This window comes from Pantoea sp. B270, from assembly GCF_018726825.1.
Taxonomy (GTDB): domain Bacteria; phylum Pseudomonadota; class Gammaproteobacteria; order Enterobacterales; family Enterobacteriaceae; genus Pantoea; species Pantoea dispersa.
Window position 1 is genome coordinate 331229 of record NZ_JAHCSX010000003.1, and the last position, 13918, is coordinate 345146.

The 13918-nt window shown below is 58.4% G+C and carries 12 protein-coding genes and 3 tRNA genes; 5 read left to right on the plus strand and 10 right to left on the minus strand.

Features of this window, described 5'->3' with window-relative positions; translation table 11 throughout:
* Nucleotides 1-4: 4 nt before the first annotated feature.
* From tagF to KOL70_RS21035, 9 genes are all read right to left on the minus strand, one after another.
* Nucleotides 5-718: a type VI secretion system-associated protein TagF gene (gene tagF, locus KOL70_RS20995; protein WP_021506784.1), complete on the minus strand. Its 714-nt coding sequence runs from the start codon at nucleotides 716-718 to the stop codon at nucleotides 5-7.
* A gap of 14 nt (nucleotides 719-732) precedes the next feature.
* Nucleotides 733-4362, minus strand: coding sequence for a type VI secretion system membrane subunit TssM (gene tssM, locus KOL70_RS21000; protein ID WP_127834564.1), 3630 nt, complete (start codon nucleotides 4360-4362; stop codon nucleotides 733-735).
* A 3-nt stretch (nucleotides 4363-4365) separates the two neighbouring features.
* Entirely contained in the window at nucleotides 4366-5607 is a 1242-nt protein-coding gene (locus tag KOL70_RS21005; protein WP_215481527.1) for a DotU family type VI secretion system protein, read from the minus strand.
* Between the two features lie 19 nt (nucleotides 5608-5626).
* Entirely contained in the window at nucleotides 5627-6967 is a 1341-nt protein-coding gene (gene tssK, locus KOL70_RS21010) for a type VI secretion system baseplate subunit TssK (RefSeq protein WP_058771443.1), read from the minus strand.
* An 8-nt stretch (nucleotides 6968-6975) separates the two neighbouring features.
* On the minus strand, nucleotides 6976-7473 hold the full coding sequence (gene tssJ, locus KOL70_RS21015) for a type VI secretion system lipoprotein TssJ (protein ID WP_021506780.1): 498 nt from the start codon (nucleotides 7471-7473) through the stop codon (nucleotides 6976-6978).
* A 22-nt stretch (nucleotides 7474-7495) separates the two neighbouring features.
* The gene (locus tag KOL70_RS21020; protein WP_088516709.1) at nucleotides 7496-8092 is read right to left on the minus strand and encodes an SH3 domain-containing protein; all 597 of its coding nucleotides are present in this window, start codon (nucleotides 8090-8092) and stop codon (nucleotides 7496-7498) included.
* 865 nt (nucleotides 8093-8957) lie between these two features.
* The gene (gene yjjG, locus KOL70_RS21025) at nucleotides 8958-9638 is read right to left on the minus strand and encodes a pyrimidine 5'-nucleotidase (protein ID WP_021506777.1); all 681 of its coding nucleotides are present in this window, start codon (nucleotides 9636-9638) and stop codon (nucleotides 8958-8960) included.
* A gap of 20 nt (nucleotides 9639-9658) precedes the next feature.
* Nucleotides 9659-10099: a ribosomal protein S18-alanine N-acetyltransferase gene (rimI, locus tag KOL70_RS21030; protein WP_058776442.1), complete on the minus strand. Its 441-nt coding sequence runs from the start codon at nucleotides 10097-10099 to the stop codon at nucleotides 9659-9661.
* Nucleotides 10071-10481 carry a DNA polymerase III subunit psi gene (locus tag KOL70_RS21035; RefSeq protein WP_031279565.1) on the minus strand — a complete coding sequence of 137 codons (411 nt, stop codon included), beginning with the start codon at nucleotides 10479-10481 and terminating at the stop codon, nucleotides 10071-10073. The genes rimI and KOL70_RS21035 overlap by 29 nt, the downstream gene beginning before the upstream one ends.
* Before the next feature lie 106 nt (nucleotides 10482-10587).
* Here KOL70_RS21035 and rsmC point away from each other — a divergent pair, with 106 nt between their 5' ends.
* The 4 genes from rsmC (at nucleotide 10588) to KOL70_RS21055 (ending at nucleotide 12083) form a co-directional block, all read left to right on the plus strand.
* Entirely contained in the window at nucleotides 10588-11619 is a 1032-nt protein-coding gene (rsmC, locus tag KOL70_RS21040; RefSeq protein ID WP_125311687.1) for a 16S rRNA (guanine(1207)-N(2))-methyltransferase RsmC, read from the plus strand.
* A gap of 144 nt (nucleotides 11620-11763) precedes the next feature.
* Nucleotides 11764-11850: transfer RNA gene (locus KOL70_RS21045), tRNA-Leu, on the plus strand.
* A 31-nt stretch (nucleotides 11851-11881) separates the two neighbouring features.
* Nucleotides 11882-11968 (plus strand) — tRNA-Leu (locus KOL70_RS21050).
* A gap of 28 nt (nucleotides 11969-11996) precedes the next feature.
* Nucleotides 11997-12083, plus strand: a tRNA-Leu gene (locus KOL70_RS21055).
* Between the two features lie 89 nt (nucleotides 12084-12172).
* On the opposite strand, the gene KOL70_RS21060 is transcribed toward KOL70_RS21055, so the two are convergent.
* Nucleotides 12173-12457, minus strand: coding sequence for a DUF1435 domain-containing protein (locus KOL70_RS21060; protein WP_058757170.1), 285 nt, complete (start codon nucleotides 12455-12457; stop codon nucleotides 12173-12175).
* Between the two features lie 229 nt (nucleotides 12458-12686).
* On the opposite strand from KOL70_RS21060, the gene KOL70_RS21065 reads away from it, so the two are divergent.
* A complete protein-coding gene (locus KOL70_RS21065; protein ID WP_021506772.1) occupies nucleotides 12687-13781 on the plus strand; it encodes a diguanylate cyclase in 1095 nt (364 codons plus the stop codon).
* Nucleotides 13782-13918: the final 137 nt, after the last annotated feature.

Here is a 13918-nt window from a genome sequence, read left to right on the forward strand (position 1 = left end):
GGCCTCAGGATTCAAACATCGGAGGATAAAGTCCGTTTCGTCCGGGTTTTGCCCCGCCGGCCGGGTCGAACAGCAGTGAGAACAGCTGTGCGGTGAAGTTGCCGCTGTGCACCTGGGTGTAAAGCGGGAAACCGTCGCTCTGGTTTGTCCACCAGAAGCTGGTGTAAAACTGCGGGTCGAAGCTGTCACCCGGCAGTTTCCAGTTGAGCGTTGACGGCTCGCCGTCGCCAATCACCTGTAAAATGTCCGATTGTTCGCCGTCAGTTTGCGGCTGCTGGGGCTGCGGAATGCTCAGCAGCGCCTGGTCAAGCTGCTCTGGCGTACCGCCGTTTTGCACCACGCGCAGCAGCATATTGCCGACCTGCTGATACCACTCGCCCGAGCGGGCCAGCAGCGCCGGTGACCACTCGGCGGGTGTAAAATGGCGCAGCGCACACAGCGGATAGTTGCGGCCGACGCTGTCGCGGGCGGCAATCAGGCAGCCCATCTGGATCAGCTGACTGCCGAGCATCGGCGGCACGACAAAATTCCACACCGGCGCTTTGAGAAAGGCGCGCGACGGGGCGTTTTTACTCTCTTCACTGGTTTGCCAGTGATGCAGTCCGACCTGAAACCAGTTCGACCACTGCCGGTACAGCACATCGGGGAAGCGTCGCTTCACAAAGTCACCCGAGCTGGGCAATTTGCCGTACCAGCCGGGTGCTGCGTAATGAGTCATTATCAGGTCCTGTTTCAGGGGCAGCTAAAGCCGGGAAGCTGGAACGGGTTACGAATACTGCCAGGGGTGAACGACAACGTGACCTGATGGCCATCGACGTTAAAACTGGCCTCGCGGGTCAGGCCACCGACCGCGGTTACACGAGCGCGATCGAAGAAGCGGTTCAGCGCCCACGGACCGCTGGTCACCAGCGTTGAGGTGGTGCCGTTGGTCAGGCCAAGCTGCATGCGCACCTGACTGGTGCCGCCCGGTCCGGGCCAGCTCACCATCTGCACCGCCTGCGGGCCGTGGCTGTAACGCAGAATCTGGCCATCGACGTCGAGCGTCAGGTTGAGAATGTCGTTATCCATTTTCACCGTACGCAGCGTGACGCGGAACGACGGCGTGGTCGCCCCGTTAGCAAAGAAGGCGTCACGAATCGACTGCGCCTGCTGGAACGGACGCAGCAGCGCCTCACCGCCCGGCAGCGTTTTGCCGTCGATACCAGGCGTGAAACGCCACGCCGCGTTGGTGGTATCCACTTTGCTGGCCAGATTGTCGCGGAAGAAGCTGTCCATCAGCCCGCTGCCCGGCGCGAACATGCGCGCCAGATCGTCAGGCGTTACTTCGCTGCGCGCATTGCGCACCAGCGGATAACGGCCGGCAATCGCCTGGCGGCAGAAGCTGCCCACTTCCATGGTGATGCGCTTGCGCACGTTATCCATATCGCGGCGCTGTGCATCGCTGCTGGCGCCCACGGCCATGCTGGAAACCATATTCTGCAGCGAACCCGGTAAGCGACCGGCGCTGGCCTGCAGGCGACTGATGGCATCGCCGGACGGCGGCGGCATGCCGCTATTGGCGGCGTCCTGCACCGCCGTCAGATAGCGGTAGAGATCGTCGATCTGATGGAGAAAATCATCCACCGCCAGCACTTTACTGCCCTGCTGCAGCGGCTGTGCCAGCTCCAGCACAGGCGCGAAGTGCACCGCCACCGCCTGCTCCGGTGCCTGCTGGGCTGCGCCCTGGCCCGGCGCGGCGCTGGCTTTGGAGGAACTGAACAGCGCTTCTAAAGTGCGCGTGGCGCTGTTGCCCGTCGCCGGCTGTGCCTGGGTACTTTGCTCATCCGGCTGTGCGCGGTTCAGCGTCAGCAGCTTACTGAGGTTAACCACCAGCTGGCGCAGCGGCGAGTGGTTGCCCGACAGCAGACGTGCGGTGTTGATGCGCTGCGACAAATCCGCGCTGCTGTTGAGCTGGATATCGCTGAGGAACTGCTCCCACTGGCGGATGTAATCCTGCACGTAGAGCTGGCGCACCGCGAGATCGGTCTGCTGACTGTTCTCCGGCGACGCAACGCCGCCCAGCACCCAGACATCATCCTGGAACAGCGCCTGCGTGACCGGCGCGATTTGTTTATCAACGTGCTGCCAGTAGCCGTCTGGCGTGAACAGGCCGGCCACGCCGTCATTGACCGATTTGCCGCTTTTGCGTGAAAACACCAGCTCACTCTGCGGCCCGCCCAGCGCCGCGAGGGTGACCGGTTGCAGGCTGCCGTCACGCTGCAGCAGGCGCTTCAGACGTCCGTAGACGCGCTGCGACAGCGGCATTTGATTAATCAGCGCCTGCTCGCGCTTTACCAGCGCGTCATCCTTCGCGTACGGCGAGGACTGAATCTGTGTCTCCAGCAGCTGCTGCAGATGCCACGCCAGCTGTTTCACTTCCTGCTGCGTCACATTTTGCGGCAGTTCGCGGCTAATATTCAGCATCAGCCAGGCATGCAGGAATTTGCCGTCATAATGTTTTGGCTGATACAGCATCTGGTAAGCTTTCAGCGCTTCGTAGCTGTAATCCGCATCGCTGCCGTTGTCGTTGCGCAGCCAGCGGGTGATGTTTTGCGCCACCTGCGGCAGCAGCAGCTGTTTCAGCGCTTTGTCATACAGGGTGCGCGTGGCGTCGCTGACTTCGGTACCGCGATACAGCCCCATACGGCGCGTCAGCGGGGGATCTTCCAGCGAGAAGTCGGCGCTTTTCGGCAGCTGCAGCAGCGTGTTGAGATACGGCACCAGCGCAAACAGATCGCCATTGCCCTGCCGTTCCAGCTGTTGTCCCAGCTGTTCCACCTGCGGCGTTTTACCCGCCATCTCCTGCAAATAGGCTTTGTTTTTACTGTAGCTGGTGAGCCACAGTGCTCCGGCAATCAGTACCAGCACCAGCAGCGCCAGATAGCCGGACCACAATCCGGCGCGATTGCGCAGCTCCCACCAGCGGTTACTGCCCGCCAGGCCCGACTCCTGGAAGATGACATTTTCCAGCACGCCTTTCAGGAAGAAGCTCTGGCCTTTGTTCGGTGGGATCGGTGACTCTTTGTCGACCTGGTCCCAGCTGCCGGATTCGCCGCTGCGCTGTCCCGGCAGATGCAGGGCGCGGCTCAGCTCGCCCATCACGCGGTCAAACGGCAGCCCTTCCTGAGTACCGCTGGCGAAATAGATACCACGCGGCGCGAACTGAGTTTCGAAATCAGAGCGGGCAAACAGCGTATCCAGCGCCTCCGCCAGCAGCGGACGCAGCGCGGCGAACTCCTGCGGGAACAGATAGCTCTCCGCCCGTGCCTGCGCATCGCTTTCCGCCAGCAGCGTATCGGCCAGACCGGCATCCAGACGCTGCTGCAGCAGTGAATACTCCTGCTGAAACTGACTGTTGAGCTCAAACTCTGCGGTCGACGCCTGCGCCCACGGGAAGGTAAAGCCCCAGATTTGCTCGCGCTGGGTTTTATCCAGCGCAGCGAAGTAGCTGCGGAAACCTTTGAGCAGGTCGGTTTTGGTGACCAGCACATAAACCGGGAAGCGAATGCCAAGGCGATCGTGCAGCTCCATCAGCCGCTGACGCAGTGCGATCGCCTGATTGCGCTGCGCTTCCGGCGATTGCGTCAGTAAATCGGAGACGCTGAGCGTAACAATCACGCCATTGACGGGCTGACGGCCGCGATATTTGCGCAGCAGGTCGAGAAAGTGATGCCACTCGCTGGCGTCGCGCTCCTGCTGACTCTCCTGGGTGGTATAGCGGCCAGCGGTATCCAGCAGCACCGCTTCGTTGGTGAACCACCAGTCGCAGTTGCGCGTGCCGCCGATGCCGCGCAGCGCCGCTTTGCCGAACTTGTCCGCCAGCGGGAACTGCAGCCCGGAGTTGACCAGCGCGGTGGTTTTACCGGCACCCGGTGCGCCAATGATCATGTACCACGGCAGCTGGTAGAGGTATTGATGGCTGAAGCGCTGCGCCCAGAAAGGCGCGCCCTTGCTGCTGGCGCGCTGGAAGTGCGCTTTTTTCAGCATGTCGGTGGCTTCGGAGAAACGGCTCGCCAGCACCTGTTCTTCATTGGTCAGGCGTTTGCGGTCCTGCTCCGGCGCATCGCTTTTGCTGGTTTCGAGGCTCGACATCAGTTTGCGGTTGAGCCAGAAGTTATACAGGCGCGGAATCGCCTGGCTCAGCCCCCACACCAGATAGAGCAGCGCAATACTGATAATGCGGTTCTGCTCTGGCTCCAGCGGCCGCGAGTCGACAATGGAAAACACCGGGCCAATCACCCAGATGATAAAGGAGAGCGCGGTAATGCCGACAAAACCCCAGGCGAGGCGGCTGGTCAGCACCGCAAAAAGCATATTCAGCATGGATTAGTTCCCTCTCGCCAGGCCGTTGAGTTCCGCTTGCGTCGCATCCGGCGCGACCAGCAGAGTAATTTCTACGCGACGGTTGCGGGCGCGATTCTCCGCGCTGGTGTTCGGCACCAGCGGATGGCTTTCGCCACGCCCTTCGGCTTTAACCCGCGACGGTTGTGCCAGCTGCTGCTGCAGCAGGGTTTGCACCGACTGCGCGCGCGCCAGCGAGAGTTCATAGTTGGAGGCGAAGCGGGCGCTGCGAATCGGCACGTTGTCGCTGTAGCCAATCACCAGAATCTTCCCGCTGACGTTATTCATCGCGGCGGCAATGCGCTGAATTACCGCATCGTAGCGGCCACGCACTTCTGTGGATGCCGAGGCGAACAGGCCATCGCCCTTCAGGGTGACCACGCTCTGGTCGGCTTCATCGCGCACCGCCACCAGGCCGGCATCAATTTCCGGCTTGAGGAACGCTTTCAGGTTCAGCGTGGCGGGCGGCGGCGGTGCCGGATTGCTGATTTCGACTTCCGGCAGCGCGGTCTGATAGATGCTGGCCAGCACCGGCGAGGTGTAGTCGCCGAGACGCCAGTTCAGAACGATGTAGAACAGGCAGGCAGCAAAGCCGGCCACCGCCGCACAGGCCCACAGTGGAATCATCGGCCGCCACAGCTTGCGCAGCACCGGCTGATCGGTGGGATGCGGTGACAGCGCCGCCGGGTAACTGCCGCGCACGCTTTTGATCATCTGCAGCAGACGCTGTTTGATGGTTTCCAGCTGCGAACGCCCGTTATCCAGCACGCGGTAGCGCCCTTCAAAGCCGAGCAGCAGACAGAAATAGATCAGCTCCAGCAGCAGGATGTGCTGACGCGGATTTTGCGACAGCTTGGCCAGCAGCTGGAAGAACTTCTCACCGCCCCAGGTTTCATTGTGAAACGTCACCAGCAGGCCGTTACTGGTCCACACGCCGCGGCTGCCCCACGGCGTCAGCGCCGCCGCTTCATCAAGCGCGGTGCACAGGCAGTAGCGCGCGCCGACGATCACTTCATAACTCAGCCCCGACTGCTGGCAACTAAGCTCAAAGCGACGGATCTGATCGATCAGCTGCTGGCGCAGTCGCGCCGGATCGTCGTGCGAGACGGAGTGGCGAATCTGCGGGATCGCGTTAATCAGCGGATTCGCCGCGGCGACCAGCACATTCTGATGGCTGACATCCTGCTGTGTGACGTCACTGTTCGGTTTCTGTTGTTCCTGCATCATGCGGCGTGCTCAGTTTTGATTATTCTGACTGACTACGAATGGCCCAGAACTCCATGTTCAGGCCCGGAAACTCACCGGCCAGATGCAGCGCAAAGGCACCTGAGCGCTCCATCTCCTGCCACAGCTCGCTGTTCTTATCGAGCTCGAAATAGCTGTAGCCGGCATGCCACGGGATTTGCGGCGGCGCGCCCGGCATGGCTTTCAGCGCCAGTCCCGGCAGCTGCAGCTGTACCAGATCGCGGATTTTGGTAACGGGCGCGACTTTCATCTGCGCCGGGAAGTGGGTTTTCAGCGCCTCGGCCGGCACGCTGGCTTTGACCGCCAGCACAAAGCCGAACTCGCGCACCATGCTGCTTTCCGGCACCGTGGCCACGTTGAGGCCGTGCGAGCGCTGCGTCAGCGGCAGCTGGATGGCGCTCTCTTCCATCACCTGCGACAGTCCCTGGCGCAGCAGCAGCGTTAAGCGGGTAAAGCAGCTGTACAGATCGTCATGGTCATACAGCGGCAGCGCGTCCGGGGTGCGCGCCGGCATCCAGCTGCTCAATTCAGCAGCCAGCTGCAGCCAGTGACTGTAGAGCGTTTCCGGGTGCAGCAGCGGCAGATGCTGTAAGTGTGCGTGCAGGCCAAGCTGACGGTTGAGTAAGGTCAGCAGCATAAAATCGACCATGTCGGCGCTGTTAAAGCGGCCAGTGCCCGGCGTGCGCTGACTCAGCTGCTGGCTGCGCTGCTGAATCAGGCCGTGCAGGTCATTGAGCATGCTCTGCAGCGGCCGGCTGGCGTTGAGCGTCAGCATCGGCGGAATGTAATCGGTATCGAGGCGCACGTGGTTATCGCTGCGTTTTTCAATCACCTGCGCCACGCCCATCGCCGTCCACTCCGCGGTGAGATCCTGTTCCAGCATCAGGCGCAGGCGCAGTTTGCCGAACTGAACGGTGGCAGCGCCGACCGCCTGAGCGTTGTCATCTTCGACTTCGGCTTCCCACGCCAGATAGCGCGCCAGTGAATCCTGCGTCTCCTGAAACGCCACCGCTTCGCGCCCGTTGCGCCGGGCCGGGATCGCCAGTACCACTTTGCTGCGATCGACATTCGCCGGCAGATCCAGCGGGGCCGGACCGTGCTGTGGCTGGCTGAAAGAGAAAAAGGTACCGTCAGGCAGACATCCGCTGGCGGCACTCAGCGCCAGTTTTCCCTGGCGCAGCAGCGCTTCATCAAATTCGAGATCAAAAAAACCCCAGGTGTAGGCGCGCTGCGACTGCCCCCACTCGCGCAGGGTGCTGTGTAGAAAATTTTCCGACTGCTGGAAATGGTGAGGGCGCAGGAACATCCCCTCGGTCCAGACAACCTTTTCGGCTCGGTTCATAGGCATCCTTACTGCTTAACCACGCGCAGGCCGTTGATATCCGCCACGACGCGGGCATTCAACTCACCATCGTTATTTTTCCAGAACTGCCAGAATGCGCTGTCGTCGCCATCCGGGAAGGGTAGCGCGAGGCGCCAGACTTTACCGTCCAGCGCCTGATACTCGGCCATGATGCCGATGAAGCGCGCTTCCGGCAGGCTTTTCGCGCTGAGGGTTTTACTCAGCTGACCTGACATCAGGAAGAACTGCTGATTGTTGAGCAGCGTGCTGCCCAACGCGGTGGCGGGCTGGTTCTGCAGGGAGTAGAAATCAGCGGACATGAATTCCGCATCGGAGGTCAGCAACATCACCCGGACTTTGAGCGGCGCACCCGCGTTGATCTGCGGATGCGCCTGAAAGTCGAGATTGTAGCGTGCAACCGGCGCCGGACTGTTGCTGCTGCAGGCGGCCAGCAGGCAAGCCAGCAGCAGTAATCCGGCGCGGCGGAGAGAAATCATCGTCATCATTCAGCCCTCCCTGCTTACCGTGTTAGTTGATGATCCAGGTGCCGCTGTTGCTGTTCTGGCACGCTTTGCTGTCGCCATCCACCGCGACGCAGGTCTTTTTCTTGCTGCTGGCGCGGGCGCGACGCTTCGGCTGGTCCGCTTTGATGGTCTGCTCATACAGCGCGCTTTTCACCACCGCGCGGAACGGGACATAACCGATCAGCTGCACCGCAGGCTGAGCCGCCGGCTGCTGCGCTTTTTTGTCATCGGCCGTTGCAGTCTCAGGCTGCGCTTCGTCTGCCGCCTGCGCCGACTCGCCAAGTGCCAGCCAGTTGTTTTCAACCTGGCCAATCACGGTGTAGGTTTCACCGCTTTTCAGCGTATCCACCACTTTGCCGCCGAAGCTGGGGCGGGTCATGATCGAAGCCGGATAGAGCGCGCGATAAGCCTCGTTCACCGGGCTGAACTGTGCCGGCGGCTGGACGGCATAACGGTGCGACAGCGTGACGCCGTCAACGGTGCTGCTGACAATCGTGTCGTCTGTCATCTTTGGCGGTGCTTTACAGCCAGCCACTGCGAAAACAAACATCAGGCCCAACGCCATACGGAGATTCACCATTTTCTTCATGTTTAGTTCCATTAACGCCTAAAAAGTGGCCAGAGGCCGGTTAAGAGCAAAATGAACCGTGCGCACGGCTGGAGCCGGCGTCGATTCAGTACCAGTTAAAAAGTTGACCCTTTAATGAGTGTGGCTAACGCATCGCGCCAGCGAGGCAAAAATTGATCAGTCTGAATTAAGTATTAAAAATGCAACATTAGTGACAGGGATGATGTCGGAAGAATTCTGATCGTTTCACAAACGATCAGCAACATGATCAATTTTTGCTAAGCGAAGGGGTCGGCCACAGCCAAACCTCGGTTTCTCTTATGCCATCCCTGGTATAAAAACTATCACGTTCAATGAATCTGGTTAATCGGTAACGATTAAGAGGATAACAGCAACAACTTACGGCATTCGCTGACAGCATTGCTATTTATTGAGATATATCAACAACATATAAAAGACTGGAAACATCATAGCTACCGCACGAGCCAGGTAAAACCTGCCCGTGAGCATGCAATCACAATCCATTTGTTAATGTCTGACGGAAGTTTACAGAAGCCTGACAAAATTTCAACGCGCCGCTAGCAGAGGAAATTAGTTCAGTAAAGGTTAACAAATATTTTTAATGCAAATTTGCGTCACTTTTGCCCGTAAACCTAAGACTATTCTTAGCAATCCATTAAAACTGTGAAAGATTGTAAATGAAAGATGAAAATTTGCTCGCGCGATCATTAAAAATTGTCATAAAAAAAATGGCGCTGAGCGGCACGCATTTTGTCTGCGCGCGATAAAATCCAGGCAGGCGATAAAAAAGGGGTGATAAAGACAAACTGACAGTGAAAAAAACCAGCCAGTCGGACCAGGCTGGTTTAATACGCTAAAATAGCGGGTATCGGGATTGTTAAGCAGTCAGAATAGATTGCAGCTCAGGCAAGGTTTTCACCTGCCAGGTGGGCGTGATGTGCGCCGGCAGCGGACGCGTGCCGTGATCGATCCAGCAGGTTTTCACGCCGGCATTCATACCACCGAGAATATCCGATTCCGGCGTGTCGCCGACCATTAATACCCGGCGGCGATCGGGATTGCCCAGCAGCTGCAGCGTGTGGTCAAAAATCGCCGCGTCCGGCTTGGGTACGCCCACCTGTTCGGAGATCACCAGCGCGTCAAAGTAGTCACGGAAACCGGTGCGTTCAAGGCGCGCCTGCTGCAGCGCCGTAAAACCGTTGGTGATGATGGCGATTTTTACCTTGCCCTTGAGCGTATCCAGCAGGCGGGCTGCGCCATCCAGCGGCAGGCAGATCTCGGCCATCGCATTGAGAAAGTCGCTGTTAAGCACTTCCGGCGCCACGCGCAGTTTTTCGCCCCACAGCGTGAAGCGGCGCGTCTGGAGCTGTAACGCTGAAATGGTGCCGTTCTGGTAATCGACCCACAGCGGTTTGTTGACGGCCTGATAATCAGCGTAATCCTGATCGCTGAAGTGCACGTCGTAGCTGGCAAACATGCGCTGCAGGCCGGCGAAGGCGTCAAAGTGGAAAAGTGTGTCATCCGCATCGAACAGGATGCAGTCCCAGTCGTTTAACATAGTGCCCCTTTTGAATAACGTCAGAGCGTGAGCGCCATGATGATGGCATCCTCGCGCCCGCTGGCGGTGGGATAGTAGTTTGGCCGCACGCTGACCTGATGAAAATCCAGCTGCTGATACAGCGCAATGGCGGGCTGATTGGAGGCGCGCACCTCCAGCCACAGCGTCATCACCGCACGCTGCTCCAGTTCGGCAATCAGCTGCTGTAGCAGCTGACGCGCATAGCCGCGGCGCTGGAACGCGGGATCGACCGCGATGTTGAACAGCGACGCTTCATCCAGCACCACCTGGGTGATGGCGAAGCCGGCCAGCTGGCCGTCCGCGTGCAGGCAAAGATTGACGTAACGTTCGCCCTGATTACTGGCAAAGGTCTGCTCGCTCCATGGAAACGCATGCGCGCGGCGCTCGATCTCCAGCAGCCGCGGCTGTAAATCAGGGGTGATGAAAGAGATGGCTGTCATGGTTACACATCTGTTGCCACAGCGCGCGCTTTGCTGCGCCGCTGCTGATTAATTCATTGAAAACGGCGCTGGTGAACGTGATGCCGTTAAAAGGATGATCGCTGGTCACGCCCAGCAGCCAGCCGGCACAGTCGACCTGCTCCGGCAGCATCGGCAGCTGTTCTGGCGTCAGCGTCATTACCTGCCCCGGCTGAATGCTCAGCGTCCGCAGTACGTCACGCACCAGCGGCTCCTGCAGATCCGGCGCCTGCTCAGCGACCAGCACCAGCCGCGTGTCCGGCGTTAGCGTGACGGCAATTTCACCTTGCAGCACGCGCGGACGTCGCAGCTGATACTGCGTAATCCCCATTTGCTGTAGAAGCCAGTCGCGCCTTGTGCTCATGCTGTTACCTGTAATCCTGCCAGAATGCGACGCTATGCTAGCAAACCCATCGAACATGCGCCAACAAAGCACTATAATCGCCGCTCTGATTTAACAGGAGCGTTCCATGTCTGCTTTTACCCCGGCCAGCGAAGTGATTCTGCGCCACAGTGATGAATTTACCGCCCGCCACGTACTGTTCGCCGGCGACCTGCAGGATGACCTGCCCGCCCAGCTGGAGACCGCGTCGAGCCGCGTGCACACTCAGCAGTACCATCACTGGCAGAACCTCAGCCGTCGCCTCGGTGAACGGGCAGTGTACGGGCTGGTGGCCAGTGCGGCCGACGTAGCCGGTTGCGACACGCTGGTCTATTTCTGGCCGAAGAACAAACCGGAAGCGCAATTCCAGCTGCAAAACCTGCTGTCGCTGCTGCCGCTGGGCTGCGATATTTTTGTCGTCGGTGAAAACCGCAGCGGCGTGCGCAGCGCCGAAGGCATGCTGGAGAGCTGGGCCACGCTGGAGAAGATCGACAGCGCGCGCCGCTGCGGGCTGTATCACGGTCAGCTGACGCAGCAGGCCAGCTTTGACGCCAGCGCGTTCGGCAATCGCTATCAGCTGGACGATCTCACCATTCATACCCTGCCGGGCGTGTTCAGCCGCGACGGGCTGGATATCGGCAGCGATCTGCTGCTTTCCACCCTGACGCCGCACACCAAAGGCAAAGTGCTGGATATCGGCTGTGGCAGTGGCGTATTAGCCGCCGCGCTGGCGCAGCATTCGCCGAAAGTCCGGCTGTGGCTGTGCGATGTGCACGCCGCCGCCATCGAGGCGAGTAAAGCCACGCTGGCCGCTAATGGTCTGGAAGGCGAAGTGTTTGCCAGTAACGTGTTCTCAGACGTCAGCGGCCGTTTTGATCTGATCATCTCTAACCCGCCGTTCCATGACGGTCTGCAAACCAGCCTTGATGCCGCCCACACGTTGATTCGCGGTGCGGTGAAGCATCTCAACAGCGGCGGCGAGCTGCGCATCGTGGCCAACGCCTTCCTGCCTTATCCGCAGGTGCTGGATGAAACCTTCGGTAACCATGAAGTGCTGGCGCAGACCGGCCGCTTCAAAGTGTATCGCGCCGTATATGGCCGCGGCGCGAAAGCGCGCTAAGCGTAGTAAAATCCGCGATGCGACGGGGAAAACGTTGCTTTTTGCAGCAGTCGTTTCACCGTCGCAAAATATGTGTTGACGCAATGAGTAAAATCTCTAAAATGCGCCTCCGTGGTTAGCAATACTGTAATGTATTGCAGGTAGGCGAAGGTGGCGGAATTGGTAGACGCGCTAGCTTCAGGTGTTAGTGTCCTTACGGACGTGAGGGTTCAAGTCCCTCTCTTCGCACCAATAATCACAGAGTTTATATCGCGTGCACTGCGCGAAGGTGGCGGAATTGGTAGACGCGCTAGCTTCAGGTGTTAGTGTTCTTACGGACGTGAGGGTTCAAGTCCCTCTCTTCGCACCATGCGGTGATATAAACAGACAACTACGATGCGAAGGTGGCGGAATTGGTAGACGCGCTAGCTTCAGGTGTTAGTGTTCTTACGGACGTGAGGGTTCAAGTCCCTCTCTTCGCACCAACGTTGTCACACTTCTTCCGCAGTACATTCCCATTGATTGTTACCGCTGCTATCACGCCTTTGCGTGATATTGTCGTTTCTGCTTGCCGTTAAATGACGTGAAAATTCACTGAGATAGCCGCCAGACCGCCAGCCAGCGCCAGGCAGGAAGGCAGCAGCAGATAATGACGCAGACGATGGTGGAACAGCATCACCACGGTAAGCAGCAGCGCGACAATCATCACTAAGCGCCACTGGCTGAAACTCGGCTCCCACAGCGCAAACACCGGCATGGCCGCGCAGGGCAGCAATACGCCCCAGCCGCTATCCAGACGTTTACCCATCACCCAGCTTACGCCCCACAAGCCGCAGGCAGCCATCATCGCCATGATCATCACGCAACCCTTCAAATGATAAATATTCCCATTATCATATGACAACATTTCTCATCTTGCAGCGAATTTTTTGCCCTGCCCGCGCCGGATGACAGAATTACTGGAAAATGATAGATTGCCGCCGATAACTATTTTGATAACACAGCAAAAACGTGCTCACTATCCGCGTTGTGGGATTATTTCCTGCGGGTAGCGCTTTGATATTTCAGGGCTGTCACGAGTAATAATAATAAAATTACAATCTTATGATGAGTTGAAACACAGCAAGTATCGGCTGTCGCTGATGCTATTTTTGTTTTTGAATGTCGCCGTTTCGCTTTTTTGTCTGCTGCCGTTTTTCGGTACGGATAATCCCATCAATTCGCTGCCGGTGACGCTGGTGGCGGGCTTTAGCACCACGCTGCTGGCGCTATGTTTAATCGCGCCAAATCTAAAATTCCCGTTATTAAATCCTGTCGCATTGCTATTAGGCGCGCTGTGGGCCTGGCATATCAATCATCGTTACCATCTGGTGTTTTATTTTGACGGTAGCTTTTTAATAATCAGTCTGCTGAGCGTATTTTTTATCAGCGCGATTGCCCTGAGTGATTATTTGCTTGCGTTCTGTTTACATATTACGCCACCGGTATTAACCGTACTGTTACTGGACGATGGTCAGCATTTAATGACCATTCTGTTCACCATTACGCTGCCGCTGATCGGCTTCTCGCTGCACCATTTGATGCGCCGCCGCTTCGACACCTTCACCCTGCGGCTGGTGCGCCAGCTGTATGAGGAGAAGCAAAGTTTCAGCGATTTGAGCATGCTTGATCCGCTCACCGGCCTGTATAACCGGCGCGGACTGAAGAACCGGCTGGATACCATCATGGAAAATCATGCCGGCAGCCACTTTGTGCTGCTGCTGGATATCGATCACTTCAAGGCCTACAACGATAACTACGGTCATGCCATGGGCGATCAGGCGCTGGCGCGGGTGTCGGTTGCGATTCGCGATGCGGTGCGCTCGCGCGATGTGGTGACGCGCTACGGCGGCGAAGAGTTTCTGGTGCTGATGACCAACGTTAATGCCTCGATTGCCATGAAGCTGGCCGAACGCATCCGTCAGTACGTGGTTGATCTGGAAATTCCCCACCGCTTCAATGATAAAGTCTCGACCCACGTGACCATCAGCGCTGGTATCGCGCCGATTTTCGCAGAAGACTTCGACCAGGCGGTAGCCAACGCCGACCGTGCGCTGTATGTGGCGAAGAATCAGGGACGTAACACCATTCTGGCGTGGGAGGATTTACCGAAGCTGGCGCCGGTAAGCAGCGATCTGGTGTAAGCGGTGCGGCGACAACGCCGCGCCCGCTCCGGGGGATTTCACGCAAAATGCGCGGTGGCCAGGCAGTGAGCGCTGCTGGCATCTTGCTCAGTGAATCGGGAACGATTATCATTTGTTTTTCGCTTCCCGTTTTCACT

What these genes read in the sequence shown, in the direction of transcription:
- tssM (WP_127834564.1), bottom strand. Translation starts at nt 4,362, where the DNA reads ATGCTGAATATGCTTTTTGCGGTGCTGACCAGCCGCCTCGCCTGGGGT.
- KOL70_RS21020 (WP_088516709.1), bottom strand. Translation starts at nt 8,092, where the DNA reads ATGGAACTAAACATGAAGAAAATGGTGAATCTCCGTATGGCGTTGGGC.
- KOL70_RS21005 (WP_215481527.1), bottom strand. Translation starts at nt 5,607, where the DNA reads ATGATGCAGGAACAACAGAAACCGAACAGTGACGTCACACAGCAGGAT.
- KOL70_RS21035 (WP_031279565.1), bottom strand. Translation starts at nt 10,481, where the DNA reads ATGAGCACAAGGCGCGACTGGCTTCTACAGCAAATGGGGATTACGCAG.
- yjjG (WP_021506777.1), bottom strand. Translation starts at nt 9,638, where the DNA reads ATGTTAAACGACTGGGACTGCATCCTGTTCGATGCGGATGACACACTT.
- rimI (WP_058776442.1), bottom strand. Translation starts at nt 10,099, where the DNA reads ATGACAGCCATCTCTTTCATCACCCCTGATTTACAGCCGCGGCTGCTG.
- tagF (WP_021506784.1), bottom strand. Translation starts at nt 718, where the DNA reads ATGACTCATTACGCAGCACCCGGCTGGTACGGCAAATTGCCCAGCTCG.
- tssJ (WP_021506780.1), bottom strand. Translation starts at nt 7,473, where the DNA reads ATGATGACGATGATTTCTCTCCGCCGCGCCGGATTACTGCTGCTGGCT.
- tssK (WP_058771443.1), bottom strand. Translation starts at nt 6,967, where the DNA reads ATGAACCGAGCCGAAAAGGTTGTCTGGACCGAGGGGATGTTCCTGCGC.
- rsmC (WP_125311687.1), top strand. Translation starts at nt 10,588, where the DNA reads ATGTCTGCTTTTACCCCGGCCAGCGAAGTGATTCTGCGCCACAGTGAT.
- KOL70_RS21060 (WP_058757170.1), bottom strand. Translation starts at nt 12,457, where the DNA reads ATGATCATGGCGATGATGGCTGCCTGCGGCTTGTGGGGCGTAAGCTGG.